Source organism: Devosia yakushimensis (genome assembly GCF_030159855.1).
Taxonomy (GTDB): Bacteria; Pseudomonadota; Alphaproteobacteria; order Rhizobiales; family Devosiaceae; genus Devosia; species Devosia yakushimensis.
In genome coordinates this window covers 2511583-2534548 of the sequence record NZ_BSNG01000001.1, presented here as the reverse complement: position 1 = coordinate 2534548, position 22966 = coordinate 2511583, and the positions used below count along the sequence as shown (strand labels likewise).

Here is a 22966-nt window from a genome sequence, read left to right as displayed (position 1 = left end):
ACGGGGAAGGAGAGCGCTTTGACCGTTGAACAATTGTGCCTGTCGATCCTCTATGAGGGCGATGCGACCGGCTACGATATCCGCCGGCAATTCAGCCAGGGCGAAGCCGCATTATTTGCCGATGCCAGTATCGGGGCGATCTATCCGGCTCTGGCCAAGCTGAAGGCCAAGGGCCTCGTTGCCTTCGTGATCCAGGAACAGGTCGGCAAGCCCAGCCGCAAGATTTATCGCATCACCGAGGCCGGGCGGGAGAGCTTCGTCGCCGCCTTGCGTGAGCCTTTGGCCAGGGACAAATTCCAGAGCTCGTTTCTGCATTTCCTACGGTTTGCCCATTTGGCGCCGCGCGACATCGTCGCGGCCCATATCGAGGCGCGCCAGCAGCATCTTGATGACGAAGTTGGGCGGCTTGAGGCTATGTTGTCCGAGCGTGCCAGTAGCCCTCAAGGCCGCTGGCCGCTCGAATACGCGTTGGCTATGACCGAGGCCATGCGCGATGGCCTCGATACGGTCGTTCGCAAGATTTGCGCAGACCGAAGCTGCTAGACCAAGAGCGCCAAAGGCGCGGTTATAGGCTATCGCCCTACTGTGCCTTGCCTTCGGACAGGGCCTTTACGCGGTCAAAGAAGGCGCGCTTGTCGGCGGTATTGATACCCCAGTTGATCGGCAGCGTCTGATACCCGCTGAGGTCCTCGAACCGTGCCTCACGGTCTTGCAACTGCCAGTCCACCTTGCCGTGCCTCATGCCGCAGCCATAGCCTTGGTCGTAATAGCCCCATGACACGCCGAGCTCCGCCGACACGTCGAGGTTTTCGACGAAGGTGGAGTCTTCATTGCAAAGCACCGGCTTGCCCTGAACGCGAGGGTCGGCGAGGAAGATTTCGAGTTCCCGGCGCCAGGCATCGGGCTCGCTGTTATTGCCATGCGGCATCAGGAAATCGACGGCATCATAAAACTTGCCATCGGGTAGATGATTGATCTCGGGCATGGGGAAGGTGCTGGTGCCGATCAGGAGCCCGGAACCCGAGACGTCGCGGATATGGTTGATCATCCTGTGCACGCCACCGGTGGCCAGCAGCCCATCGCCGATCTGGATTTCGTTCTTCACGTCGAGCATGACGTTCTTGTAGCCCTTGGTCAGTAGCCACTCGGTCGCATTGGTGGCGGCGGCAAACATGGCCGCGTCGTCCTCGAAACGCTTTTCCTGGCCGAAGTAGAAATAATTGACGATGACCACCATGCCCGCGGCATCGGCCGTGTCGATCACCTTTTCGAGGCGCGCGAAATAGTCCGTGCGCAGCGTGCCGTCGGCATTGAAGGCTGTGTTGTCGACATTGGGGAAGCTTTCCTTGGTATAAACCGAGCCGCCGCCCTGCAGGCCCACCGTGACCGCAAGCAGGCCATGTCTGCGATAGATCGGCAACATGGCGCAGAACTCGGCCGTATTGCGATCGGCATCCCAGACCCCCGTATCGGGATAGGCCCATTTGGCGCGCGTTTCGGGATTACGGTCGTCGAAGATTGCCTGAATCATGCGGGAATTGAACATCAGCCCTTCCAGCGATTGCCCGCGGAAGGAGGCGCCCTGATAGGTCTTCTGCCCATTGATGGTGAAGGCCTTGTTGTCCAGCCCAAGCGTGGTGGTCATGATGCTTCCTTTCCTTGCGCCGTTTGGCAGCGTCATTTTATCATTTAGTGCATTCATTATTGAATGCGAATTATTGGTCAAGTTGGACTTTATTCCAAGGTTGTCGGGAATTGCATCTGCCGCTTTTATGGGCTTCGACGCGGGCGGCCTCTTCTAGGCATATGCCGGATGACAGGATAATTCTCGACGTTGCATCTATCAAACAAATGCATTAATGCATACATTAAATCCGTTCATGAGGAGGTGTTATGGATAGCGCTACGAAAACTGTCGTGTCGATCGAGGGCAGCAGGTTTCTCATCAACGGCACGCCGACCCATCAGGGCAAAAGCTGGAAGGGCCACTCAATTGAAGGCCAATTGTTCAATTCCCGCATGGTGCAGGCGCTGGCCGACGACGAGAACCCTGCTACGCGCGGCGTCTGGATGTATCCCGACATGGGTGAGTTCAGCGCCCAGCGCAACAATGACGAATTCCTCGCCGCCCTCAAGGACTACAAGGCGCATGGGCTCGACGCCGTCGGTATCAACCTGCAATGCGGCAGCCCGCAAGGCTATAGCTTCGTGCAGCCCTGGATTTTGACTGCCTTCGAAGCAGACGGTTCGCTGAAACAACCCTGGCTGGATCGCCTCGACAAGGTCATCACCGAGTGTGACCGGCTAGGCATGGTGGTGATCCTTGGTCTGTTCTACTGGAAGCAGACCCGCATTTTCCGCGATGAGCAGGCCGTCAAGGCCGCTGTGACCAATATTGTCGATTGGCTGGCCGGGCGTGGCGCGCGCAATGTGCTGCTCGAGATCGGCAATGAAGTCGATCTGCCCTATTACCAACCCATCATCCATGTCGACCGCTGTCACGAACTGGTGCAATTGGCGCAGCAGCATGCTGAAGGCCGGTTCGATACGCCCAATGGCCGCATCCTGGTCTCCACCAGTATCTGCAAGCCCGAGCCGGTGACCGACGCGCTGATGGGCTGCATCGATTACCTGCTGTTCCACGGTAATGTTGCTCATCACCCCGACAGCATCCGCCTGCTGTCGCGGCTCAACCGGTCGCGGGAGGCATTCCGCGACATGCCGGTGATGATCAACGAAGACGACCATTTCGACTTCGATCAGCCCGACAACAATTTTGCGGCGGCCATCGGCGAAAATGTCTCCTGGGGCTATTTCGACTACCGCATGAACCGGGAGGGCTATGAGGAAGGCTTCCAGTCCCTACCGGTCGATTGGTCGATCAGCACCGCCCGCAAGAAGGGCTTTTTCACTATGCTTAAGCAAGTGACCGGCGCATGACCACTCATTCTCAAGCTTCGGGCTATGTGATTGTCGTCGACCTTCTGGTCGACGACAATGCCTTGTCCCAATTCATGCCGCTAATGCTGGCCAATGCCGCAGCCTCGCTTGCTCAGGAACCGGGCTGCCGCCGGTTCGACATTTGCGTCGACCTGCACAACCCGGCGCAAGTTCTGCTCTACGAGATCTATGATGATGCCGCGGCCTTCGACATCCATTTGGCCTCCGCGCATTTCCTGTCTTTCGACGAGGCCACCCGCCCGATGGTCAAAAGCAAGACCGTGCGCCGGCTTGAGCTCATAGCTGGCTAAGGCCAAGCCGCTCCAGCAATTCGACCAGCATGGTGCCGGCGCGCCGCCGATGATCCTCGTGGATCTGGCGCGCCGCTGCCGGATCGCCGCTGGCAATTGCATCGACCAAAGCGGCATGCTCGGCCACCGAATTGGTCGGGGTCGGGCGCAGCTTGAGGGTCAGCATGCGGGCGCGATGGGCCTGGTCCCAGAGCTGGCCTACCATCTGGATCAGCCGGGTATTGCCGCTCATCTGCACCAGTTGGGAATGAAAGCGCTCGTCAGCCTCGGCCCAGGCGGCCAGGTCTCCGGCCTCTAGCGCCTTGCCCATATCGGTCACCGCGCCGCGCAGCGCATTGAGTGGGCGTGCCGACAGGCCGCGCCGGGCAACGGCCTCAGCCGCCGTGCCTTCCAGCGCGGTGAGCACTTCATAGATATCGGCCATGTCGCGTGCCGAAACCGGCAGCACCCGCATGCCGTGACGCGGGCGGATTTCCACCATGCCGTCCTGGCGCAGCCGGACCATGGCCTCGCGCACCGGTGTACGGCTCATGTCGAGACGTTCGGCCGCTTCCTGCTCAAGCATCTGCGCGCCGGCCGGTAGCGTGCCATCGAGAATGAGCTTCTTGAGGCGGCTATAGGCAATATCGGCCTGGTTCATGCGCTCGCTGACGCTCTCCGGCTCAACTGAGGACAATTCGTCTTCCTTGGTTGTGGGAGGCATAAATGGCTTCCTCGATGCGAAGATTGGTCAAGTAATCCCGCGCCGTATTGACGGGTGTGGTTCCCCCTTGGATGGCCGCCACGGCAGCAGCCTGGGTGCGATAGACGCAGTCGCCACCGAAATCGTTGTCGGTCCAGGCGTAGTCAATGCGGCTCGATGTTAACGCACCATGGTCACGTAGCCGGATTTCTCCATTGCCGTCGAGACTGATACTGCCGTTTTCCGCCTCGATCAGCATTTCGCCCATGGTCAGCCGCTTGTTGGTGGCGGCATGGTCTGACAGGCGGTTGGCGTCGAGGGTCGCCAATGTGCCATTGCTCATTTCCAGCGTTACCAAGGCCGCATCCTCTCCCCGGATGGCGGAATTGAGGCGCCGCAGGCGGGCGGAGACCGCCTCGACTTCGCCGAACAGCGATCTGAAGACGTCAACCAGATGAATGCCGGTTTCATGGATCAGCAGGCGCTCCATGTCGCGGAAATAGGGTTGCCGGTCGAGATAGGCATCCGGTCCTTGGCCATCACCGGGGCGCAGGCGGAATGTTGCGTTATAGATTTGCCCGAGCCGGCCGCTGGCAAGGACCTGCGCCAGCTGCTCGTACCAGGGCTGAAAGCGGAAGTTTTCATGCACGATCAAAGGCGTTTCATGGCGCTCGGCCAGCGCAGTGGCTGCCTCGGCCGCCCCCAGAGCCCCGCAGAACGGCTTCTGGCAGATCATCGCAATCCCGCGTTCGGCTGCGGCGCGAATGGCGTCGGGGTGACCGGCTGGCGGCACGATGATATCGAGCAGGTCTGGGCGCTCGACATCGAGCATGGTTGCGAGATCGCCATAGATACGGACTTGCGGAAACCCGGCCGCGACCTTTTGCGCCGCCGCTGCATTTCGATCGCAAATGCCCACCAGCTCAACCTCGGCAATCCGTGCCCAGGCGCGATAATGGAACTGGCTGAAATAGCCAGCGCCCAGGGTGCAAAGCCGCAATCGTGGCGTCATGCCGCCGCTGCCTCCGCCGTTTCGAGTGCCGCCAGAACTGCGGCGGTAATGGCCGCAGTGCCGTCCTTGCCGCCGACTTCATAGGGGCGGATGCCATTCTTGAAGGCGGCATCGACGGCGTTGCGGACCAGCTGGCCGGCCTTGATGGCGGCCTGGTTATTGTGTTTGTCGCCCAGCCATTCCAGCATCATGGCGCCGGAAAGGAAAGTGGCGGTGGGATTGGCCATGCCCTTGCCGGCAATATCAGGGGCCGAGCCGTGGCAGGGCTGGAACACGGCATGGTCCTTGCCGATATCGGCCGAGGGCGCAAAGCCCATGCCGCCCACCAGCGCGGCCGCCAGATCGGAGAGGATGTCCCCGAACATGTTCTCAGTGACCATGACGTCGAAATCCCAGGGGCGGCGCACCAGGTTCAGCGCGGTGGCATCGACATAGGCGTGGTTGACCTCGATGTCGCTGTTGAGTGCATGGCGCTCATCGAAGAGCTTGCGGAAGAAGGCCATGCTGGCGAACACATTGGCTTTGTCCACACAGGTCAGGATGCCCTTGCCCCCGCGCGCCTTGCGCTTGCGGGTATAGTCGAATGAGAAGTCGAATAGGGGTTCGCAGACTTCCCGGGTGATGACCATAGTGTCGCGGGCTTCTCGGTCATCCACCACCTTGCCTTCGTCCCGCAGCGCGAACAGGCCCTCGATGGACTCACGGATGATGACAAAGTCGAGCGCTTCGGCGCGCGGATCGGCCAGAACCGGGCTGATGCCGGGAATGAGGCGAGCCGGTCGGATACCGGCGAATAGGCCCAGCTCGGTGCGCAGGTCGAGTTGAGGAGCGATTTCGGTGCCGTCGGGATAGCGCACTTCCGGCCAGCCCATGGCGCCGAGCAGGATGGCATCGGCCGCGCGACAACCATCCAGCGTGGTGCCGGGCAGGGCATTGCCGCTGCGCAGATATTCATGTGCTCCAGCGGGGAGATCCTGGCATTCCAGCGCAAAGCCGCCGGTCTTGGCGCCCGCGGCGTTCAACACCTCGAGACACGGGGTCACGACTTCCGGGCCAATACCATCGCCCGGCAATACGGCGATCTTGAAGATTGATTGAGTCATGCGATGTCCAGTGTTTCGAGAAGAGGGGAAATATCCAGGTCATAGTGCAGGGGTTTGAGACCCGGCACAGACGTATCGAATTGGAAGAGGCCGTCGCCAAGCAGGCAGCCGAGATGGGCCCGGCGCAGGCCGGGGCCGCCAAAGGCCAGCGAGGAGATGTTCCGCAAAGTCTTGGCCGGTTGGCCATCGAGATGGGGGCGACCCATGGTATTGGTCCCATAGGCGGCCTCTGCCCAGTCGAGATGGGCCTGATCGCTATCCTCGACGATGACCTCGGCTCGCGAACCATCGGGCGCGACCCGGATCACGCGATTGGAGACGATGCTGGTAATCCATAAATGCCCTTCGGCGTCGAGCACGACGCCATCGGGATAGTCGCCTGGCCCGAAGCGCCAGATGACAGTCGGTTCCGATAGCGAGGCGTCGGCGGCAATCGCGTAGCGTGTCAGCCTGCGGGCGAAAGTTTCGTTGACATAGAGATGTTGGCCATCGGCGGAGAAGGCCAATTCATTGGCATAGCCCAGCCCATCGGCGACAATGCGGGCGCCGTTTTTGTCCTGTACGGCGATGAAGCCGCTGCTTGCTGTGGCGCGATAGTCTTCCGAACGCGGTGACTTGCGGGTGGAGACGGTCAGCCAAAGGCGGCCGGTCGCGTCGCGGATCGGGAAATTGCTCGGGGGCAGCGGCGTGCCGTCGATCGCCAATAGCGCCGGATCGACCGATCCGTCTGGATGCAGCCGGAACGCACCGCCGTCCTCGGCTCCCAGATGCGCGATGATGAACGAGCCACCGGCCTCAAGGGCAATGCCATTGGGGCGCAGGTTGAGCGAGGTGTCGGCAACCGCAATACGATGCACTACCCCAGTCGGCGTAACCACGGCTATGCCGCCGTTGCCGTGCCAATCCGAACAGAACAGCAGGCCGGAACTGTGGGTCAGCACGGATTCGGGGCGGACAAGTCCGCTGCCTATCGCACTCAGCTGCGTATCACGGGGAAGTCTCAATGGCATGATCACCTCAATAACGTATACATAAAACTACACTTTGATATGAGCAAGTCAGAAAATTGTGGCGAAATATCTCCCGAAGTTCAGGGCTTTGCGAGTCCTGATCTCTGACAAACCTCGGGTTTTCTGCGGAGTTTTCCAAGAATCGCCATCATATTGACGTGGACATTAATGCATGCATTATAAGCAGGCAGAGCGCCGAGGCGTCGATCTCCGTTGGGAGGCGATTGCACCTGACAGCCTATCATGGCCGGCGCCATGACCCTGGGAGGGAACATATGGAATTCGCATTAAACGCCACTGCGCGCCGAAAGGCATTGCGCGGCGCCATGGCTGGCCTTTCGGTCGCCGCTCTCATGTCCGCCAACGTGCTGGGCGCCAATGCCCAGGACATCACATTCTGGGCGCAGCCTCAGGGCGACCTGCTGGCCTATCAGGATCTGTTCGACAACCTGACGTCGCAGTTCCGCGATCAGACCGGCATCAATGTCTCGGTAGAAGTCATCAACTGGTCCGTTGCCTTCAACACCTGGCTGACGGTCGCCCAGGGTGGTGCCGCGCCCGATTGTGCAGACATGTATTGGCTGCACGCTTTCGTGGGTATTGGCGGCGGCAAATATGGACCGCGCCCGTTGACCGACTATCTCGATCAATGGCCCACGCTTGACCAGGATTTCTACGAAGGGGCGTTGACCGACGTCCGCTTCAACAATGAATTCTACGGCATTCCATGGCGCGTCGACATTCGCCCACTGATCTACCGCACCGACTTGCTGGCCGAAGCCGGCATCGATCATCCGCCTCAGACATGGGACGAAATCGTCGAGGACGGCCTCAAGCTGACCCAGCGCGATGCAAACGGCAATGTCTCGCGCTGGGGTTTTGCGCCGGGCACCAACAATGCCGCTCAGGTCATGTTGCCCTATTACTGGCAGGCCGGCGGGCAGATCATGTCCGATGATGGCAAGACCGCCACGATTGACAATGAGGCCATGCGGACTGCGCTGAAGTTCCTGCAGGATCTGGTGCATGTGCACAAGATCGCCTCCCCGGAAATGTTCGAATCCAGCAACGACGCGGTCGCCAATTTCACGGGTGGTCAGGTCGCCATGATCGGCAGCATGGGCTCAGGCATTGGCGAGCAGCTTGCGCGGGACTACCCGGAAATGGAAGGCAAGTGGGACTTCGCTATCAATCCTGAAGGTCCGGAGAACCGCGATTCCTATTCGGGTGGCGGCTATTGGGGTGTTTTGCAAGGCAGCCAGAATGTCGAGGCTTGCGTGGAATGGATCAAATTCCTCTCCACTCCCGAAAACATGCAGGTGATCAGCGAGACGACCGGCACAGCCAGCCCCCGCCGCGCGGTGATGGAATCGCCATACTGGACCGACGCGGACTGGAAGAAACAAGTCGCCGAAACGTTGAACTACGGTCACACCTCCCAGCACCCGACTTCGGTTTGGACGGCACTTGCCTCGCCCGAGCCCGGGGCGGTGCTCTATGACCTGGTCTACAACACGGTGATCATTGGCAACGACATCGACGCTGAGATTGTCCAGGCGCAGACGCGCTTGCAGGCCGAGCTCGATCGCGCCAACGCCAGGTAAGTCCTCCCGGACCGGCCGGGAGGTACGCCTCCCGGTCAATTTTCACACGACGAACGGTGCGCTGTGACCCGACAAAAATATCTGTTTTGCTATCTTATGGTCGCTCCGGCGATTTTGATCACGCTCGCCCTTGGCGTCTATCCGATGATCTATTCGCTGTGGATGAGCTTCGTCGAATATGACCTGCTGCGCATCCAGCAGTTCGGCACGCCATTTGTCGGCCTCGAAAACTACGCCGCCGTCTTTGCCGATCCGCGCTTCCTGCAGACCCTATCGAGCACCATCATTTTCACCGCGCTTTCGGTAACCGGTGTTCTGGCTTTCGGCCTGATCCTCTCGCAATTGCTCAATGCCAGCTATCGCGGTCGCACCGCGATGCGCATGCTGGTCTGCGTACCTTGGTTCGTGCCACCGGCTGTGGCCTCGGCAATTTGGATGTGGCTGCTGAACACTGAGCGTAGCCCAATCACTCAGATGCTGCAGGGCATGGGCCTTATCGACGGCAATATCCGCTATCTCACCGATCCGACCACCTGGGGACCGTTCAGCATTCCCATGCTCTCCATCGTTGCTGTTCGCGTCTGGAACGGGCTGCCCTTTGCCGTGATCTTTCTGCTCGCAGCCTTGCAATCGATTCCGCGCAGCCTCTACGAAGCCGCCGAGGTCGATGGCGCCTCGATGCTGCAGAAATTCTGGTACGTGACCCTGCCCATGTTGCGGCCGATGCTGGCGATCTTGGCGACCCTGTTGATCATCGGTGGCTTTGGCTCATTCGAAATCAACTACATCATGACCGGCGGCGGGCCGCAGAACCTCACCAATGTCATGGCCGTCTATTCCTACCAGCAAGCCTATTCTTTCTTCCGCTTTGATCTCGCCTCGACGGCCAGCGGTGTCATCCTCATCCTGACCGGGTTCATTTCGGTCTTCTACCTGCGCTCCCAATTCAAGAAGGTGGCATGATGACCATTGCCGCATCCGCCCCCGCGCCGCGCGCTCGCTTCGGCGCCATGCGCCGCTTGGCCAATATGAGCCCCACCGATTTGGTGACGCGCATCCTGATCCTGGCCGTCACCGCACTATTGCTGGCCTACATCCTGATGCCGGTTTTCTGGATGGTCAAAAGCTCCTTCCAGAGCAGCGCGGAAGTGCGCGCCATGCCACCGGTCTGGCTGCCATCGGAATGGACGCTCCAACCCTATTTCAACGCCAACCGGCTCATTCCGCTCTGGCGCTACGTTGCCAACTCGATGTTCGTGTCGGTCAGCGCAGCGGTGCTCTCCACCATCATCGCGTGTTCCGCCGCCTATGTGCTGGCGCGTTTCCGCTTCCCTGGCGCCAACATTATCCTCGCGCTGATCCTGCTGACAAACCTGATCCCCGCCATCACGCGGGTCTTTCCGATCTATTTTTTCGTGCAGGATCTCGGATTGCTCAACAGCTATGTCGGCCTGATCCTGGCCTATGTCGGCTTCTCTCTGCCCTTCGCGGTATTGATGTTGCGCGGCTATTTCGAAGGGGCCGCTCCGCCCGAACTCGAGGAAGCCGCATTGATCGATGGTTGCAGCCATTTCGGGGCCTTCTGGCGCGTCATCCTGCCAGTCTGTCTGCCGGGCATTGCAGCAGTCTCCATCTTTACCTTCATCAATGCCTGGAACGACTTCATGTGGGCGAGCCTCCTGCTCAATCAAGGTGACCTCAAGACGATCCAGGTGGGCATCGGCGACTTCGCCTCGGAAGGCGGCAGCCCCCAATATATCAACGCCTTCATGGCCGCCTGCGTCGTGGCGACGCTGCCTGCCTTGGGTGTTTTCATCATCGTGCAGCGCTGGCTGGTGGGTGGACTTACGGCTGGTTCGGTCAAGAGCTGACCTCATTTCAAAGGAGCAGGACGCCATGGCATCCATCCAGATCAATCAGGCCAGCAAGGCCTATGGCGCGGTCAACGTATTGCACGGCGTGTCGCTCGACATTACGGATGGCGAATTCGTCATCCTGGTCGGCCCCTCCGGCTGCGGCAAGTCTACCCTGCTGCGCATGATCGCCGGCCTAGAGAGCATTTCGGGCGGCGACATCGTCATTGGCGGCAAGGTGGTCAACGACCTGCCGCCCAAGGCACGCGACATCGCCATGGTGTTCCAGTCCTATGCGCTCTATCCGCATATGAGCGTGGCCGACAATATGGGTTTTTCGCTCAAGCTGGCGCGCACGCCCAAGGCCGAGATCGAGGCCAAGGTGAAAGCGGCGGCCGAAATCCTGGGCCTCATGCCGCTGCTCGATCGCAAGCCTGCGCAGCTCTCCGGCGGCCAGCGTCAGCGCGTGGCCATGGGCCGCGCCATTGTGCGCGATCCCTCCGTATTTCTCTTCGACGAGCCGCTCAGCAACCTTGATGCGCAACTTCGCGTGCAGATGCGGGCGGAGATCAAGGCGCTGCACCAGCGTCTCAAGACCACCACCGTCTATGTGACCCATGACCAGGTCGAAGCCATGACCATGGCGGACAGGATCGTGGTCATGAGTGCCGGCAATGTCGAACAGATGGGCTCACCGCTCGATTTGTTCGATCGCCCCGCCAACATTTTCGTCGCGCGCTTCATCGGCTCGCCCTCGATGAATATGGTCGACGGCCACCTCGAAACCATCGATGGCAAGCCGGTATTCGTCGCCGGCGATCTGCGGGTCGCTGTCAATTCCGGCATTGCGGCGGTCGGGCAGGCGGTCGTGCTGGGTATCCGTCCTGAACATGTCAATCTCGGCGCCCAGCCTGGGCAGAACCAGCTCGAGGTCGAAGTCATCGTCGTCGAGCCGACCGGAACGGAAACGCTCCTCAATGTCGCGCATGGCGCGCTTTCCATGCTCGCCGTGTTCAAACAGCGCCTCGATCTCGGGCCGGGCGACCGGATCACCTTGTCGATCGATCCGAATCTCGTTCATCTCTTCGACAAGACGACCGGAAAACGGCTCTAGGAGGCGTCGACGCATGAAGCTTGGTGCCATAGCCGACGACCTCACCGGGGCCACCGACCTTTCCCTCATTCTCTCCCGCGCGGGTTTCTCGGTCCTCCAGGTCGTCGGCGTTCCCGATGCTGCCGACTTCGGATCGGCCGATGCCGTTGTGGTGTCGCTGAAATCGCGAACCGCATCAGTCGAGGATGCCGTCAACCAATCCGTGGCTGCCGCCAGCGCCTTGCGGGCGGCCGGCGCACAGCAACTCTACTTCAAATACTGCTCCACTTTTGATTCCACCGATCAGGGCAATATCGGCCCGGTGACCGATGCTCTGCTCGATCTTCTTGGCGTAAGCGGCACCATTGCCTGCCCGGCCTTTCCGGCCAATGGCCGCACCGTCTATCAGGGGCATCTGTTCGTCGGCGACCGCCTGCTGTCGGAAAGCTCAATGCGCGACCATCCGCTGACTCCGATGCGCGACCCAGACCTTGTTCGTGTGCTCGGCCGCCAGTCCAATCGCCCGGTTTCGCTGATCCCGATTGCCAACGTTCGCGCCGACGGCCTGAGCGACCGGTTCAATGAATTCGACGGTATCGCCATTGTCGATGCCGTCGATGACGGCGATCTCCTGCGGATCGGCAAGGCCGCGGCCAATCTTAAATTGGTGACGGGTGGCTCGGGGGCCGCCATGGGGCTTCCTGCCAATTTTGGTGCCGTGGCGGGTAATACGCCCTCTCTCACCTGGCCCTCAGGCAAGGCCGTGGTGTTGGTGGGGTCATGTTCGAAAGCCACTTTGGGGCAGGTAGACCATTACAAAGCGCTTGGCGCGCCGGCGCTGGCCATCGATCCGTCCAGTATCAGCTCAGGCGCGGTCACGATCGAGGATGCCGAGGCCTTCGTGGTGCAGAGCCCAGTCGGCCTGCCGCCGCTCATCTATTCCAGCGCAACGCCTGAATCGGTGGCAGCGCAGCAGCGTCAGCTGGGCCAAATGGCGGCCGGCGAGATCGTCGAGCGCTTCCATGCCGCGTTGGCGGGTCGTCTGCTAGCGCATGGCTTCAATCGGTTTATCGTGGCGGGTGGTGAAACCTCCGGTGCCGTTGTCGGAGGGTTGGGTGTCAATGCCCTGCAAATAGGTCCGGAAATTGATCCGGGCGTGCCCTGGACGCGCGCGGTCACCAGTCAGGGGCCATTGGCATTGGCCCTCAAATCTGGGAATTTCGGTACGGTCGACTTCTTCTCCAAGGCATGGAAGCTGCTGGTATGACCGCCATTTTGACGCAACAGATGCACGTGCGGGATGAGATCTGCAACGTTGGCAAATCATTGTTCGATCGCGGCCTCGCTCCCGGTTCATCGGGCAATTTGAGCGTGAGGCTCGATGACGGCACGCTGCTGGTCACGCCGACCAATTCCTGTCTGGGGGAGCTCGATCCGGAACAATTGACCCATATCACCGCGGAGGGCGTTGTCCTGTCCGGTCCCGTTCCCACCAAGGAAGCGGGCCTGCATCAATGCATCTATTGCCAGCGTGAGTCTGCCGGCGCAATCGTGCATCTGCATTCCACCCATTCCGTGGCCGTCAGCATATTGCCGGACCTACCGCCCGAAGATCTCTTGCCGCCCCTGACCGCCTATTATGTCATGCGTGTCGGTAAGCTGCCGCTGGTGCCTTATTATCCGCCCGGCGATCCCGCCCTGTTCGCTGTGGTTGAAGCCAAGGCCAAGTCATACCACGCCATGCTGCTGTCCAATCACGGCCCGGTCGTTGCCGGCAAGTCCTTGAAGGACGCCCAATATGCCACCGAAGAGCTGGAGGAAACTGCCAAGCTCTATCTGCTGCTGAGCGACAGAAATCCCCGCGTGCTGACGCCCGGGCAAGTCGATCACCTCAGGAACCGCTAATCCTCGACTGACAACCGCGCGCGACCCTTGGGACCGAAGAGGGCGATGAGCAGGAGGCTGAGCAGCAACGTAATTGCTATGGTGGCAAAGGTCGTGAGCGGGCCGGCTGCTTGCAGGGTGGGCAGCAGGGCCAATGGCGCAATGGCCGAGCCGACGCGGTTCATCGACCAGGCAATTGCCGTGGCCGAGGCGCGAATGCCCGTCGGGAAGATTTCGGCGGCATAGATTGAGAGCACGGGACCATAGATGGCGGCAAGGAAGCTGAAAGCCGCGATGGCGCCCACCAGCAGCTCATACGAAGTGTTCAGGGCAATGACGAGGCCGGCAGCGATCAACCCGGCGCTGACCAAGGTCAACGCCATGCGGCGGTCGATCCGGTCGACGACGACGGCCGCCAACAGAGCCCCGGCCGCAGCGCCAAAACCACCGAAACCGATGGAGAGCAGCGACCGATCGAGCGCATAGCCCTTGGCGATCATCAGCGCTCCCACGATGAGCGGGAAGCCGACCGTAGCCCATGGCCGGAACAGATAGATCGTGGCGATGAGTACAAGCCGTGGCCAATAGCGGCCAAATTCCCGGCGTGGTGCCGGGCCGGTTGATGGGTTTGGGACCGCCGATAACGAGGGGGCAGGGGGTGGGGACTGCCCCGCCGACCGCGCAAAGCGCCCATAGGCGCGCTCGGCCGCCAAATGCTGTCCGCGTGCGGCAAGATTGCGCGGCGATTCAGGAACCAGCCAGAAAGCGGCGCAGATTCCCAGCGACATGACGCCGCCCACATGCAGGGCCCAGCGCCAGCCTTCGATGTCGAGTGGCCGCCAGGGCGTGAGCCACCACACCAGCAGAGCGACGAGCGGCCAGCCGAGCAGTCCCAGGGATACAGCAGCCATATCGAGCGGCGCGCGCCAGCGCGGCGGCAGGATATCGGCGAGATAGGCATGCATCAGGGGCGGATAGGCGCCTAAGGCCATGCCCGAGAGAAAGCGGAAAACGATGAGCCAGGTGCCCTCGCTGCTGAGCGCCGCCCCGAAAGACGGCAGCGCGACAAGGGCCATCGATATCTGCAGGGCAGTGCGGCGGCCATGCCGGTCGGAAAGCCAACCAAGCAATGGCGCTCCGATGGCGCCGCCAATGAAAACCGAAGCCAGCAGCCAGGCCAATTGGCCCGTATCGAGCGGACTGCCGGGAACCGAGAACACCGCCGAGAGCACACTGCCCAACGAAAGTTCGGCAGTATCGACAAAAAGGCCAATGCCGCAGAGGGCCGCCACCGCCAGATGCAGACGGCTCAGCGGCAGGCTATCGAGCCGGGCGGAAATATCCTGCGCATTGGTCACGGGCGGTCAACTCCGGGACGGTCGGCAGCGCCAAACAGGATCGAACCCAGAATGTTCCGGTATCGCGCCGGCAAGTCCTCAGCCTTGACCGGCGGCAGCGATTGATTGGAGCCGCGTGCGCCATCGGCCAGCGCCTGGGCGAGGTCTGCGGGGCGGGTTTCCGGCCGCAGGGTCAATAGACCCGCTTGTTCCATCTCGACCAGCAGATCGGCCAGCCGCGCCTGAAACGCGATAGCCGCCTCCACCATCATGCCACGCGCCCGGCGGAAGGCCTGGTCGTTGATTTCCACGGCATGGGGAGAAGCCGAGAGCTTCCGCCGGTTCATCGCATAGCGGGCATCCATGACACGGGTCAGAGTTTCGACGGGATCGTCCCGCCGCGCGAGCCCCTGCTGCGCCACTTCAAACGCGGCCGCCATGGCAATGCGCGTGTCGACCTCCAGCACGAAGCGGAACGCTTCCTCCTTGTCGGCGAAATGATGATAAAGCGCGCGCCGCGTCAGCCCGCAGGCTTTTGCAAGGCCGATCATCGTCATCTGCTCATAGCCGAAGTCGAGAAAGGCCTGGCGAAGCGGATCGGCCAATTTTTCGCGAGCAGCTGAGATTCGTGTTTGTTCCATATTGCACATATATGTGAAATGTGTGTAATACGCCTTAAATTTTCACCAGCCGGAAGTGATGGCCGGTGACAAGGCATAGCCGGGGGGCAAATGAATGAAAACGACTGATCGCTGCACCAGTTAAAAGAGCAGCTTCCCACCATTTCCTGCCCCCTCCAGCGGGCCACGATTTCGAGAGCGCGGGCACTGTCGCCTGCGTCCCTCGCACCGTCTAGACGGCGCGCCGACCGTCTGGCCAAGCCCCCGCCGCCGCACACGTTGCGTGAGGCGGGGGCAAGTGCCGCCCTGACGGCGAAAACATGCTCGATGACCGGGCTAGTGGCGGTCGGTCACGTAGTTTTCGGCGCGATCGCCGACGCCGCTGGCTCTATCGACATGCCAGCCTGGCCTCCCTCCCAGTCTGACTGCAGCGTAGATCAGGTTTCGCGATATCCAGCCGACCCCTCGGTTTTCCATGCCTTCGCGCATGATGGTATCGGCCTCGAGCCGCGTATAAGGCTCGGAGCGGGTGATGGAAGCGGGGTGTTTCTTCCATTTGCCGGTGCCGCCAGTGGCATAGAGAAAATCGTGGATGATGGCAGCTTTTACCCAAGGGCCATCCGGCGGAATCAATGTCCAGGCCCAGCGGGGCACTGAGGCCAGATCGGTCACAAAGCCGGCTGGTACGGTAATGGCATGTTGCCTGTCCCCCGGCCTGTAGGACAGCGGGCGCTGCAACCCCCACAGACTCCTGCCTTCCTTGATGGAGGGGGCAATCTTGTTGTCGAGCAGAACCAGCACCAGCTTGCCGCTGAACCGGTCGCGCCGGGTGTCATCGTTCATCGGTGCCGCTCCACTGCCCATCCTCTCGACCCCAATTCAAGCAGATTCCGGTGAAGCTTGTACCAGCCTGCGCGCAACACATTTGCTCCGAAATTGCGCCGGCACCGTCACTCGCATGTCATTCTTGGTCGGTAGAGCATGACTCATTCGAATGAGTGAGTGGCCATGCGCAATCAAGGTAAGTCCTGGGAAGAGGTGCGAGACCGGATCAGCCAGGAGATTACCTCCGAACTGTTGGCCGCCGATACGCGATTGCCGTCCGAGCCTGAAATGTGCGTGCTCTACAATACCCGCAGGCATTCTCTGCGCCGGGCGCTGGCTGCGTTGGTGGCCGAAGGCAAGCTGCGGGTAGAACAGGGGCGTGGCACCTTCGTCGAGCGCGCGCCGCTGCTCAACTATGTCATCGGCTCGCGCACGCGCTTTCGTGAAAATCTCATGGCCCAGGGCCTGACCGCTTCGGGCCAAGCCCTGACGGAAATGAAAATACCGGCCAGCGCACGTGTTGCAGCGGCCCTGCAGGTGCCTGTCAGCGCGCCGGTCTATGCCATTTCGCGCCGTGGCTTTGCCAATGATCTGCCCATCAGCGTTGGCTGGTCCTATCACGATGCCGAACGCTTCCCCGAAATGCTCGAGCGCCGCCGGGCCGGCATTTCGGTCACCGAGGTCTATCGCTTTTACGGCATTGCCGATTACCGGCGGCTGCGTACCACCGTCTTCACGCGCATCGCCACCGAAAGCGAGGCGGGTCTGCTCATGCTGCGGCCGGGACACTCGGTGATGATCGTGCAGAAAATCGACGTGGACCTTGAGGGCCGGCATATCGGCTTTTCCGAAGCCGTCTGGGCCGGCGACCGCGTGCAATTCACCTTCGAGAACGATCAGCCGGTGCCAGTGCCGGTCGAAAGGACAGACGATGTTTAACGAAGCCAGCAGCGGCGGGTCGGACCATGCCGCAATTCTCAATATCCTGGCGCGCGCTCGGCCGGAACGCCTCAAGGCCTTTGCCGAGACGTTGCTGGACGGCGCGGATGGGGGCATCAATGTCATCGCCAACCGCACGGGCCTCGTCATGGTGCCGATGCGCGACACCGTAGAAAATGTCGATTTCCATCTCGGCGAGGTGCTGGTCAGCGAGGCGCATATCGCCGATGGGGCAGGCCATGTCGGCTATGGCATGATCACCGGCCGCGACCTCGAACGCGCCATGGCCATGGCCGTCATCGACCTGTGCCTTGCCGCCGGCGGGCATGACCGGGCGATTGCCGATTTCCTCGCCGACGAAAAGCATCACCTGCAAGCGGAAGACGAATTGCGCATGCGGCAGGTGGAAGCCACGCGCGTCGAAATGGAGACCTTCTGATGTTGACCATTGCTTCGCCCGATGCCGCCGAACTGCGTTGCAACGCCACGTTTGAAGCGCTGATGTGGTCCATGGCCCGGCCAGGTGAGATCCGAACCCTGCCGGAGCCCGGTCTTGCTGGCCTTATCGAGACCTTGGTCGATATCGAATGCGCGGTCTTTGCCGATGACGCAATACTGACGGAGAGCGCAGCACGGACCGGCGCGCTGATCGTCCGGGATGCCGCAGATGCCGACCATGTCTTTCTCGATAACCTTGAAGGCTTCGAAACGCTGCTGCCGCGTCTGCGCCGGGGCAACGCACTCTATCCCGACGATGGCGCGACGCTCGCCGGCAATGTGGCCCATGGGCGTGGCCATCGCCTGCGTTTGACCGGGCCGGGCATCGATGGCTCGCGCGAGGTGGCATTGGGGATTGCCCCAGCATTCTGGGATTTGCGCACCCAGCTCTGCATGTATCCCGAAGGGTTCGACCTGCTGCTGGTGGATGGCCCCTCCGTTATCGGCATTCCGCGCTCGACCAAGGTGGAGGTTCTCTAATGGCTTATGTTGCAACGCGTGGTGGCGAAAAGGCCATCGAGCAGGCCGAGCGTCTGTTCCGCCAGGATCTGGGTACGATCGATGCTGCCCGCGTCGAGACCATCCGCAGGACCATGCCCTATCTGATAGACCGGGTCATGGGCGAGGCCTCGCTTTATGACGAGGAACTTGCCGCCCTTGCTTTGGCCCAGACGGGCGGAGAGCTTTCCGAAGCTGTGCTCGTATTGCGGGCCTGGCGCACGACCCAACCACGGATTGCCGTAGCCCGGCCTGTGCAGCAGGCCGAACTGCTGACGCAAAGGCGGATTTCGGCAGCTTTCAAGGACATTCCGGGTGGCCAGATCCTTGGGCCGACACTGGATTATTCGCATCGCGTGCTGGCGACCGACGTGCTCGAAGGCACCCCGTTCGCTCCACCGGCCGTGGACATGGCCGATCATGCGGCGCCGCAGCGGCAACCCCCGCTGGCCGATTGGCAGCGCCAGCAGGGGTTGGTGGCTCCGGCCAATGCTTCCGATGTTGCGGCCGAGGACATTCCCGACCTGACGCGCGAACCTCTGTTATTTCCCGCCTCGCGGGCACACCGGCTGCAAAGCCTGGCGCGTGCCGAAACGGGCGGTGTTCTGGCGCTCGGCTATGCCGCCATGCGCGGCTACGGCAATGCTCACCCCACGGTCAACGAGCTGCGTCTTGCCCAAGCCGAGGTTGTGGTGCGTCATCCGCGCGGAACCGAATTCTCCGCGGGGCGGGTCCGCGTCAGCCAGGCCGAAGTGACGTCCAGCATGAAGGGCGGTTACCTCGAATTAGGTTACGCAGCAACCTTCGGCTGGAACGAGGTCAAGGTGATCGCAGCGGCGACACTTGATCTCAATTCAGCGGCAGCGCCGGTCGGCTCGGCGATGCATGAAGAATTCTATCTCTATCACACCGAGAGCGTTGAGGCCTCCGGCTTCTGCATTCACTTCAAGTTGCCGCATTACGTCACATTCCAGTCCGTGCTCGATGCCATGCGCGACGCCAAGGCAAAAGCCGCCGCGGCGACCCCAGCCGCCCCCCAGATGGAGCCCGCAGAATGACCCTTGCCGCCCTCACCAAACCCTGGGCCGCCACCAGCTATGGCTTTCTCGATGCCTCGGCCAAGCGTGAACTGCGCCGCAAGATGCTCAAGGCCATCGCCGTGCCCGGCTGCCAGATGCCCTATGCCAGCCGCGAAGTGCCCATGGCCCGCGGCTGGGGCACGGGGGGCTTGCAGGTCACCCTGACCCTGGTCAACCCGGCATCCAACATCAAGGTCATCGACCAGGGTTCCGATGACGGGGTCAACGCGGCCTCCATCCGGCGCTTCATCAGCCGGGTTTCCGGCGCGTCGGAGACTACGGATACCCTTGCCGCCTCCATCGTGCAGTCGCGCCATCGCGTGCCCGAGGAGACACTGCGCGACGACCAGATACTGGTGCTGCAGGTGCCCAATCCCGAGCCGCTGCGTGGCGTTGAACCCAACATCTCGATTGCCCGCCAGATGCATGCCGACGCCGACTACGGCAAACTCTGGTTGACGCTCTACGAGCAGATCGTACGCAAGGGCCGGATCATGCAGGGCGCGGCCTATCCCAGCATGGTCAATGGCCGTCATGTCATGACACCATCACCAATTCCCCGCTGGGATGTGCCCAAGCTCAACATGGCTAGGCATCTGACATTCCTGTCGGCCGGCCGCGAAAAACGCCTCTTCGCCGTGCCCCCCTTTACTCGGGTCGAGCCGCTGGTGTTCTCCGACCGGCCCTATCGCGTCGAGGATCATGCGGAGCTGGTCTGCCAGCGATCGGGCGTTGCGGGCTATTTCATGAACGAGCTGCCGATAGAAGGCGGTGGATCGGCCTTCGAAGTGTCCGATAGCAGCCTGGGGATCAAAGCCATCCAGCAGGCCCAGGGCGAGCCGGCGATGATCGGTCCCACCTGGTACCGCAATGGGGAGTTCTCCGCATGAATCTCGAGGTTACGCCAATTGCGCTGGAGCGCACTGCCCCACGCCTGATGCAATCCGAACCGCTGCTCACCATGCGCGCCATTTCCAAGCGCTATGGCGACGTGCGCGCTCTGCATAATGTCGATGCCGCCGTCTATCCCGGCGAAGTCATGGGCATTGTGGGCGAAAGCGGCTCGGGAAAGTCCACCCTGCTGCGCATGATGAATTTGGAAGACACGCCTGAAAACGGCGATTACCACTTGCGCCTGCCGCAGCGTGCCGATGGCAATCTGTTCGACCTGAGCCGTTATGAAAGGCGCATGCTCTGCGCCCGGCACATCGGCATCGTCTACCAGAACCCTCATCTTGGCCTGCTGATGCGGCATAGTTCCAGCGGCAATGTCGCCGAGCGCCTGCTGATTGCCGGCGAGCGCAGCTTCGATGTGCTGCGCGGCAAGGCGCGCGAGGCTCTGGATGCCTCCGAATTCCCGCTGGCCCGCATGGATGCCCGGCCGATCGAATTGTCCGGCGGTATGCAACAGCGCGTGCAACTGGCCAAGGCCATCGCGCTCGAGCCGGCCCTGTTGCTGCTCGATGAGCCGACAACGGGCCTCGATGTCAGCGTGCAGGCGCTGGTACTCGATACGCTCAAGCGCCTGCAACGGGATCGCAAGATCACCATGGTCTTGGTCAGCCACGACCTGGGCGTCATCCGCACGATGGCGGACCGTGTCATGGTGATGCGGCATGGCGAGGTGGTGGAGCAGGGCCTGGCCGACCAGGTGTTCCAGGATCCCCAGCACCCCTATACCCAGCAACTCGTTCACGCCAAACTCTAGAGGGTCCCATGACGGCTTCATCCCCCCTGCTGCGTGTCGAGCGCCTGACCAAGACTTTCCGCATGTACCACCTCGATAGCATGCTGCATGCCTTCGAAGATGTGAGCTTCGACCTGCATGAAGGCGAGTTCCTGCTGCTGCGCGGCCATAACGGCGCGGGTAAATCGACGCTTCTGCGCACCATCTGGCGTTCTTACCTGCCGGTGGGCGGGCATGTCTGGTATCGCTCCAGCCATGGCGACATCGATCTGGCCACTGCCGCTGACGTCGATATCGCCCTGCTGCGACGGCAGGAAATCGGCTTCGTCACCCAGTTCCTTAATGCCCGGCCCCGCGTCGCAGCGCAGGATATCGTGGCCGAGCCGCTGCGCCTTGCCGGCCACGACCCGGCCGAAGCTCTGGACCAGGCGCGCCACTGGCTCGACCAGTTCGGCGTGCGTCCCGAGCTGTGGCGGGCCTATCCCAGCACGTTTTCGGGCGGCGAGCAGCAGAAGGTCAATCTAGCCCGCGCGCTCATCCTGCCGCAGCGGTTGCTCTTGCTCGACGAGCCGACAGCCTCGCTTGACGCCGGAGCCCGCGCCGCGCTTATCCGTCGGCTGAGCGATCTCAAGGCGCAAGGCGTCGCCATTATCGGTGTCTTCCACCATCCTGGCGACGTGGCCGAGCTGATCGACCGTGAAATCAACCTCAACACCAGTGTCGTTTCCGACCAAAGCGAGCAAGAAGATTATGTGGCTCTCTGATTTTCGTATTGTCCTCTCCGACCGGGTGATCGACCGCGGCGCGCTGCGTATCGAAGATGGCCTGATCGCCGAAATCAGCGAGACACCGGTCGATGGCGCTGCCGTAAATGGCCATGGTCTCATCCTGATGCCAGGCATGATCGACATGCATGGCGACATGATCGAGCGCGAGATCGAGCCGCGTCCCGGCGTCCGCATGCCCATGGAAATGGGCCTGCGCGATCTCGACATGAAGCTGGCAACCAGCGGCATCACCACCGCCTATGCCTCGCTCTCCTTCGCGCCCGGCTCTACCTATGGCCACATGCGCTCCTACGATTTCACCAGCGAAATGATCCGCGCCGTTGTCGCAGCCCGGCCGAACCTGCTGATCGACCACCGCGTGCATGCCCGCTTCGAAGTGACCTTCCCGGCAGCCCTGTCCGTGGTCAAGGAACTGGTCGGCGAAGGCTCTGTCGATCTGGTTTCCCTCTGCGACCACACCCCCGGGCAGGGGCAATATCGCGACCTCGAATTGCAGGCCGCCAACATTTCCAAGAATAAGGGCGTTTCGCTCGAAGTCGCGGCCGAACAATTGCAGCAGCGCATCCGCGACCGCCAGGCAACGGCCGGCGACATGACCGCAACCTTGCGTGCCATCACCCAATATTGCGCTTTGCACGGCGTGCCGGTGGCGAGTCACGACGACGACACCATCGAAAAGGTCGAGCTGATGGACCAGCTCGGCGCCAATATCAGCGAATTTCCGGTGACGCTCGAAGCAGCGCAGGAAGCGCATAGACGCGGCATGCTCAATGCCATGGGCGCCCCCAATGCGCTGCGCGGCCAGTCCTATTCGGGCAATCTGTCAGCTCGTGCGGCGCATGAGGCCGGCGTGCTCGACCTGCTCGCCGCCGATTACCACCCCTCGGCCATGCTGCCGGCCGTTCTGGTTTTGGCCAAGACCGATCCCGATGGCCTGGCGGGCGCCGCGCGCCTCACCTCGCTCAATCCGGCTCGCGCGCTCGGCCTTGAAGATCGCGGCGAAATTCGCGCCGGCCTTCGGGCCGATCTGCTGGTTGCCAGCGATACCGGCGTCGGCCGCGTTCACGCAACGCTGTCGCGCGGCCGTCCTGTCCATTCCGACGGCAGCCTAGCTTTTCCAGGCATTGCGACGCGTCACGAGCATGTCATTCGAATGAGTTAATGCTGTCACTGAGACGCGCTAGTTTCAGACCACGGCAAGAA

The 22966-nt window shown here is 61.6% G+C and carries 25 protein-coding genes; 17 read left to right on the top strand and 8 right to left on the bottom strand.

Translation table 11 applies throughout. The annotated features are described in order from the left end of the window. Positions 1-18: 18 nt before the first annotated feature. Positions 19-543, top strand: a complete 525-nt coding sequence (locus QQL79_RS12300) for a PadR family transcriptional regulator (protein ID WP_284391197.1) — start codon at positions 19-21, stop codon at positions 541-543. Positions 544-580: 37 nt separating this feature from the next. Here the strand turns inward: QQL79_RS12300 and QQL79_RS12295 are convergent, their stop codons facing one another. Next, positions 581-1645 carry a glycoside hydrolase family protein gene (locus QQL79_RS12295; protein WP_284391195.1) on the bottom strand — a complete coding sequence of 355 codons (1065 nt, stop codon included), beginning with the start codon at positions 1643-1645 and terminating at the stop codon, positions 581-583. Positions 1646-1893: 248 nt separating this feature from the next. Here QQL79_RS12295 and QQL79_RS12290 point away from each other — a divergent pair, with 248 nt between their 5' ends. Together QQL79_RS12290 and QQL79_RS12285 are read left to right on the top strand one after the other, a co-directional pair. Next, the gene (locus tag QQL79_RS12290; RefSeq protein WP_284391193.1) at positions 1894-2940 is read left to right on the top strand and encodes a hypothetical protein; all 1047 of its coding nucleotides are present in this window, start codon (positions 1894-1896) and stop codon (positions 2938-2940) included. Beyond that, positions 2937-3251, top strand: a complete 315-nt coding sequence (locus QQL79_RS12285) for a putative quinol monooxygenase (RefSeq protein WP_284391191.1) — start codon at positions 2937-2939, stop codon at positions 3249-3251. The genes QQL79_RS12290 and QQL79_RS12285 overlap by 4 nt, the downstream gene beginning before the upstream one ends. On the opposite strand, the gene QQL79_RS12280 is transcribed toward QQL79_RS12285, so the two are convergent. From QQL79_RS12280 to QQL79_RS12265, 4 genes are read right to left on the bottom strand one after another with little or no spacing between them, the layout of a single operon-like run. Next, on the bottom strand, positions 3238-3954 hold the full coding sequence (locus QQL79_RS12280; protein ID WP_284391189.1) for a GntR family transcriptional regulator: 717 nt from the start codon (positions 3952-3954) through the stop codon (positions 3238-3240). The genes QQL79_RS12285 and QQL79_RS12280 overlap by 14 nt on opposite strands. Continuing rightward, positions 3914-4945: a Gfo/Idh/MocA family protein gene (locus QQL79_RS12275; protein WP_284391187.1), complete on the bottom strand. Its 1032-nt coding sequence runs from the start codon at positions 4943-4945 to the stop codon at positions 3914-3916. Before QQL79_RS12275 ends, QQL79_RS12280 begins: the two co-directional genes overlap by 41 nt. Continuing rightward, a complete protein-coding gene (locus QQL79_RS12270) occupies positions 4942-6048 on the bottom strand; it encodes an isocitrate/isopropylmalate dehydrogenase family protein (protein WP_284391185.1) in 1107 nt (368 codons plus the stop codon). The genes QQL79_RS12275 and QQL79_RS12270 overlap by 4 nt, the downstream gene beginning before the upstream one ends. Continuing rightward, the gene (locus tag QQL79_RS12265) at positions 6045-7058 is read right to left on the bottom strand and encodes an SMP-30/gluconolactonase/LRE family protein (RefSeq protein WP_284391181.1); all 1014 of its coding nucleotides are present in this window, start codon (positions 7056-7058) and stop codon (positions 6045-6047) included. The genes QQL79_RS12270 and QQL79_RS12265 overlap by 4 nt, the downstream gene beginning before the upstream one ends. Before the next feature lie 275 nt (positions 7059-7333). On the opposite strand from QQL79_RS12265, the gene QQL79_RS12260 reads away from it, so the two are divergent. From QQL79_RS12260 to otnC, 6 genes are all read left to right on the top strand, one after another. Next, positions 7334-8662: an extracellular solute-binding protein gene (locus tag QQL79_RS12260; protein WP_284391178.1), complete on the top strand. Its 1329-nt coding sequence runs from the start codon at positions 7334-7336 to the stop codon at positions 8660-8662. Positions 8663-8725: 63 nt separating this feature from the next. After that, positions 8726-9625: a carbohydrate ABC transporter permease gene (locus tag QQL79_RS12255; RefSeq protein WP_284391175.1), complete on the top strand. Its 900-nt coding sequence runs from the start codon at positions 8726-8728 to the stop codon at positions 9623-9625. Next, complete coding sequence (locus QQL79_RS12250; RefSeq protein WP_284391173.1) at positions 9622-10533, top strand: carbohydrate ABC transporter permease; 912 nt, start codon at positions 9622-9624, stop codon at positions 10531-10533. Before QQL79_RS12255 ends, QQL79_RS12250 begins: the two co-directional genes overlap by 4 nt. A gap of 25 nt (positions 10534-10558) precedes the next feature. Continuing rightward, complete coding sequence (locus tag QQL79_RS12245; protein ID WP_284391171.1) at positions 10559-11629, top strand: ABC transporter ATP-binding protein; 1071 nt, start codon at positions 10559-10561, stop codon at positions 11627-11629. A gap of 13 nt (positions 11630-11642) precedes the next feature. Further along, positions 11643-12875, top strand: coding sequence for a 3-oxo-tetronate kinase (gene otnK, locus QQL79_RS12240; protein ID WP_284391169.1), 1233 nt, complete (start codon positions 11643-11645; stop codon positions 12873-12875). Continuing rightward, entirely contained in the window at positions 12872-13513 is a 642-nt protein-coding gene (gene otnC, locus QQL79_RS12235) for a 3-oxo-tetronate 4-phosphate decarboxylase (protein WP_284391167.1), read from the top strand. The genes otnK and otnC overlap by 4 nt, the downstream gene beginning before the upstream one ends. Here the strand turns inward: otnC and QQL79_RS12230 are convergent. The 3 genes from QQL79_RS12230 to QQL79_RS12220 form a co-directional block, all read right to left on the bottom strand. Continuing rightward, positions 13510-14850 carry an MFS transporter gene (locus tag QQL79_RS12230; RefSeq protein WP_284391165.1) on the bottom strand — a complete coding sequence of 447 codons (1341 nt, stop codon included), beginning with the start codon at positions 14848-14850 and terminating at the stop codon, positions 13510-13512. The genes otnC and QQL79_RS12230 overlap by 4 nt on opposite strands. Continuing rightward, positions 14847-15434, bottom strand: a complete 588-nt coding sequence (locus QQL79_RS12225) for a TetR/AcrR family transcriptional regulator (RefSeq protein ID WP_284391163.1) — start codon at positions 15432-15434, stop codon at positions 14847-14849. Before QQL79_RS12225 ends, QQL79_RS12230 begins: the two co-directional genes overlap by 4 nt. A 351-nt stretch (positions 15435-15785) precedes the next feature. Further along, positions 15786-16292: a DUF1353 domain-containing protein gene (locus QQL79_RS12220; RefSeq protein ID WP_284391160.1), complete on the bottom strand. Its 507-nt coding sequence runs from the start codon at positions 16290-16292 to the stop codon at positions 15786-15788. Between the two features lie 165 nt (positions 16293-16457). Here QQL79_RS12220 and phnF point away from each other — a divergent pair, with 165 nt between their 5' ends. From phnF to QQL79_RS12180, 8 genes are read left to right on the top strand one after another with little or no spacing between them, the layout of a single operon-like run. Beyond that, on the top strand, positions 16458-17213 hold the full coding sequence (gene phnF, locus QQL79_RS12215; protein ID WP_284391159.1) for a phosphonate metabolism transcriptional regulator PhnF: 756 nt from the start codon (positions 16458-16460) through the stop codon (positions 17211-17213). Next, positions 17206-17652, top strand: a complete 447-nt coding sequence (gene phnG, locus QQL79_RS12210) for a phosphonate C-P lyase system protein PhnG (RefSeq protein ID WP_284391157.1) — start codon at positions 17206-17208, stop codon at positions 17650-17652. The genes phnF and phnG overlap by 8 nt, the downstream gene beginning before the upstream one ends. Continuing rightward, positions 17652-18191 carry a phosphonate C-P lyase system protein PhnH gene (phnH, locus tag QQL79_RS12205; RefSeq protein WP_284391155.1) on the top strand — a complete coding sequence of 180 codons (540 nt, stop codon included), beginning with the start codon at positions 17652-17654 and terminating at the stop codon, positions 18189-18191. The genes phnG and phnH overlap by 1 nt, the downstream gene beginning before the upstream one ends. Continuing rightward, positions 18191-19267 (top strand): carbon-phosphorus lyase complex subunit PhnI, encoded by a 1077-nt coding sequence (locus QQL79_RS12200; protein WP_284391154.1) that lies wholly within the window; start codon positions 18191-18193, stop codon positions 19265-19267. The genes phnH and QQL79_RS12200 overlap by 1 nt, the downstream gene beginning before the upstream one ends. Next, the gene (locus tag QQL79_RS12195; protein ID WP_284391152.1) at positions 19264-20178 is read left to right on the top strand and encodes an alpha-D-ribose 1-methylphosphonate 5-phosphate C-P-lyase PhnJ; all 915 of its coding nucleotides are present in this window, start codon (positions 19264-19266) and stop codon (positions 20176-20178) included. The genes QQL79_RS12200 and QQL79_RS12195 overlap by 4 nt, the downstream gene beginning before the upstream one ends. Then, positions 20175-20996 (top strand): ATP-binding cassette domain-containing protein, encoded by an 822-nt coding sequence (locus QQL79_RS12190; protein WP_284391151.1) that lies wholly within the window; start codon positions 20175-20177, stop codon positions 20994-20996. Before QQL79_RS12195 ends, QQL79_RS12190 begins: the two co-directional genes overlap by 4 nt. Positions 20997-21004: 8 nt before the next feature. Continuing rightward, positions 21005-21739, top strand: coding sequence for a phosphonate C-P lyase system protein PhnL (locus QQL79_RS12185; RefSeq protein WP_284391149.1), 735 nt, complete (start codon positions 21005-21007; stop codon positions 21737-21739). Next, the gene (locus QQL79_RS12180; RefSeq protein WP_284391148.1) at positions 21726-22925 is read left to right on the top strand and encodes an alpha-D-ribose 1-methylphosphonate 5-triphosphate diphosphatase; all 1200 of its coding nucleotides are present in this window, start codon (positions 21726-21728) and stop codon (positions 22923-22925) included. Before QQL79_RS12185 ends, QQL79_RS12180 begins: the two co-directional genes overlap by 14 nt. Positions 22926-22966 lie beyond the last annotated feature (41 nt).

Coding starts and splice junctions, on each gene's coding strand:
- QQL79_RS12280 (WP_284391189.1), bottom strand. CDS start 3,954: ATGCCTCCCACAACCAAGGAAGACGAATTGTCCTCAGTTGAGCCGGAG.
- QQL79_RS12295 (WP_284391195.1), bottom strand. CDS start 1,645: ATGACCACCACGCTTGGGCTGGACAACAAGGCCTTCACCATCAATGGG.
- QQL79_RS12185 (WP_284391149.1), top strand. CDS start 21,005: ATGACGGCTTCATCCCCCCTGCTGCGTGTCGAGCGCCTGACCAAGACT.
- QQL79_RS12290 (WP_284391193.1), top strand. CDS start 1,894: ATGGATAGCGCTACGAAAACTGTCGTGTCGATCGAGGGCAGCAGGTTT.
- QQL79_RS12285 (WP_284391191.1), top strand. CDS start 2,937: ATGACCACTCATTCTCAAGCTTCGGGCTATGTGATTGTCGTCGACCTT.
- QQL79_RS12275 (WP_284391187.1), bottom strand. CDS start 4,945: ATGACGCCACGATTGCGGCTTTGCACCCTGGGCGCTGGCTATTTCAGC.
- QQL79_RS12245 (WP_284391171.1), top strand. CDS start 10,559: ATGGCATCCATCCAGATCAATCAGGCCAGCAAGGCCTATGGCGCGGTC.
- QQL79_RS12200 (WP_284391154.1), top strand. CDS start 18,191: ATGGCTTATGTTGCAACGCGTGGTGGCGAAAAGGCCATCGAGCAGGCC.
- QQL79_RS12190 (WP_284391151.1), top strand. CDS start 20,175: ATGAATCTCGAGGTTACGCCAATTGCGCTGGAGCGCACTGCCCCACGC.
- phnF (WP_284391159.1), top strand. CDS start 16,458: ATGCGCAATCAAGGTAAGTCCTGGGAAGAGGTGCGAGACCGGATCAGC.
- QQL79_RS12270 (WP_284391185.1), bottom strand. CDS start 6,048: ATGACTCAATCAATCTTCAAGATCGCCGTATTGCCGGGCGATGGTATT.
- QQL79_RS12260 (WP_284391178.1), top strand. CDS start 7,334: ATGGAATTCGCATTAAACGCCACTGCGCGCCGAAAGGCATTGCGCGGC.
- QQL79_RS12265 (WP_284391181.1), bottom strand. CDS start 7,058: ATGCCATTGAGACTTCCCCGTGATACGCAGCTGAGTGCGATAGGCAGC.
- phnH (WP_284391155.1), top strand. CDS start 17,652: ATGTTGACCATTGCTTCGCCCGATGCCGCCGAACTGCGTTGCAACGCC.
- QQL79_RS12180 (WP_284391148.1), top strand. CDS start 21,726: ATGTGGCTCTCTGATTTTCGTATTGTCCTCTCCGACCGGGTGATCGAC.
- QQL79_RS12195 (WP_284391152.1), top strand. CDS start 19,264: ATGACCCTTGCCGCCCTCACCAAACCCTGGGCCGCCACCAGCTATGGC.
- QQL79_RS12220 (WP_284391160.1), bottom strand. CDS start 16,292: ATGAACGATGACACCCGGCGCGACCGGTTCAGCGGCAAGCTGGTGCTG.
- QQL79_RS12250 (WP_284391173.1), top strand. CDS start 9,622: ATGATGACCATTGCCGCATCCGCCCCCGCGCCGCGCGCTCGCTTCGGC.
- otnC (WP_284391167.1), top strand. CDS start 12,872: ATGACCGCCATTTTGACGCAACAGATGCACGTGCGGGATGAGATCTGC.
- otnK (WP_284391169.1), top strand. CDS start 11,643: ATGAAGCTTGGTGCCATAGCCGACGACCTCACCGGGGCCACCGACCTT.
- phnG (WP_284391157.1), top strand. CDS start 17,206: ATGTTTAACGAAGCCAGCAGCGGCGGGTCGGACCATGCCGCAATTCTC.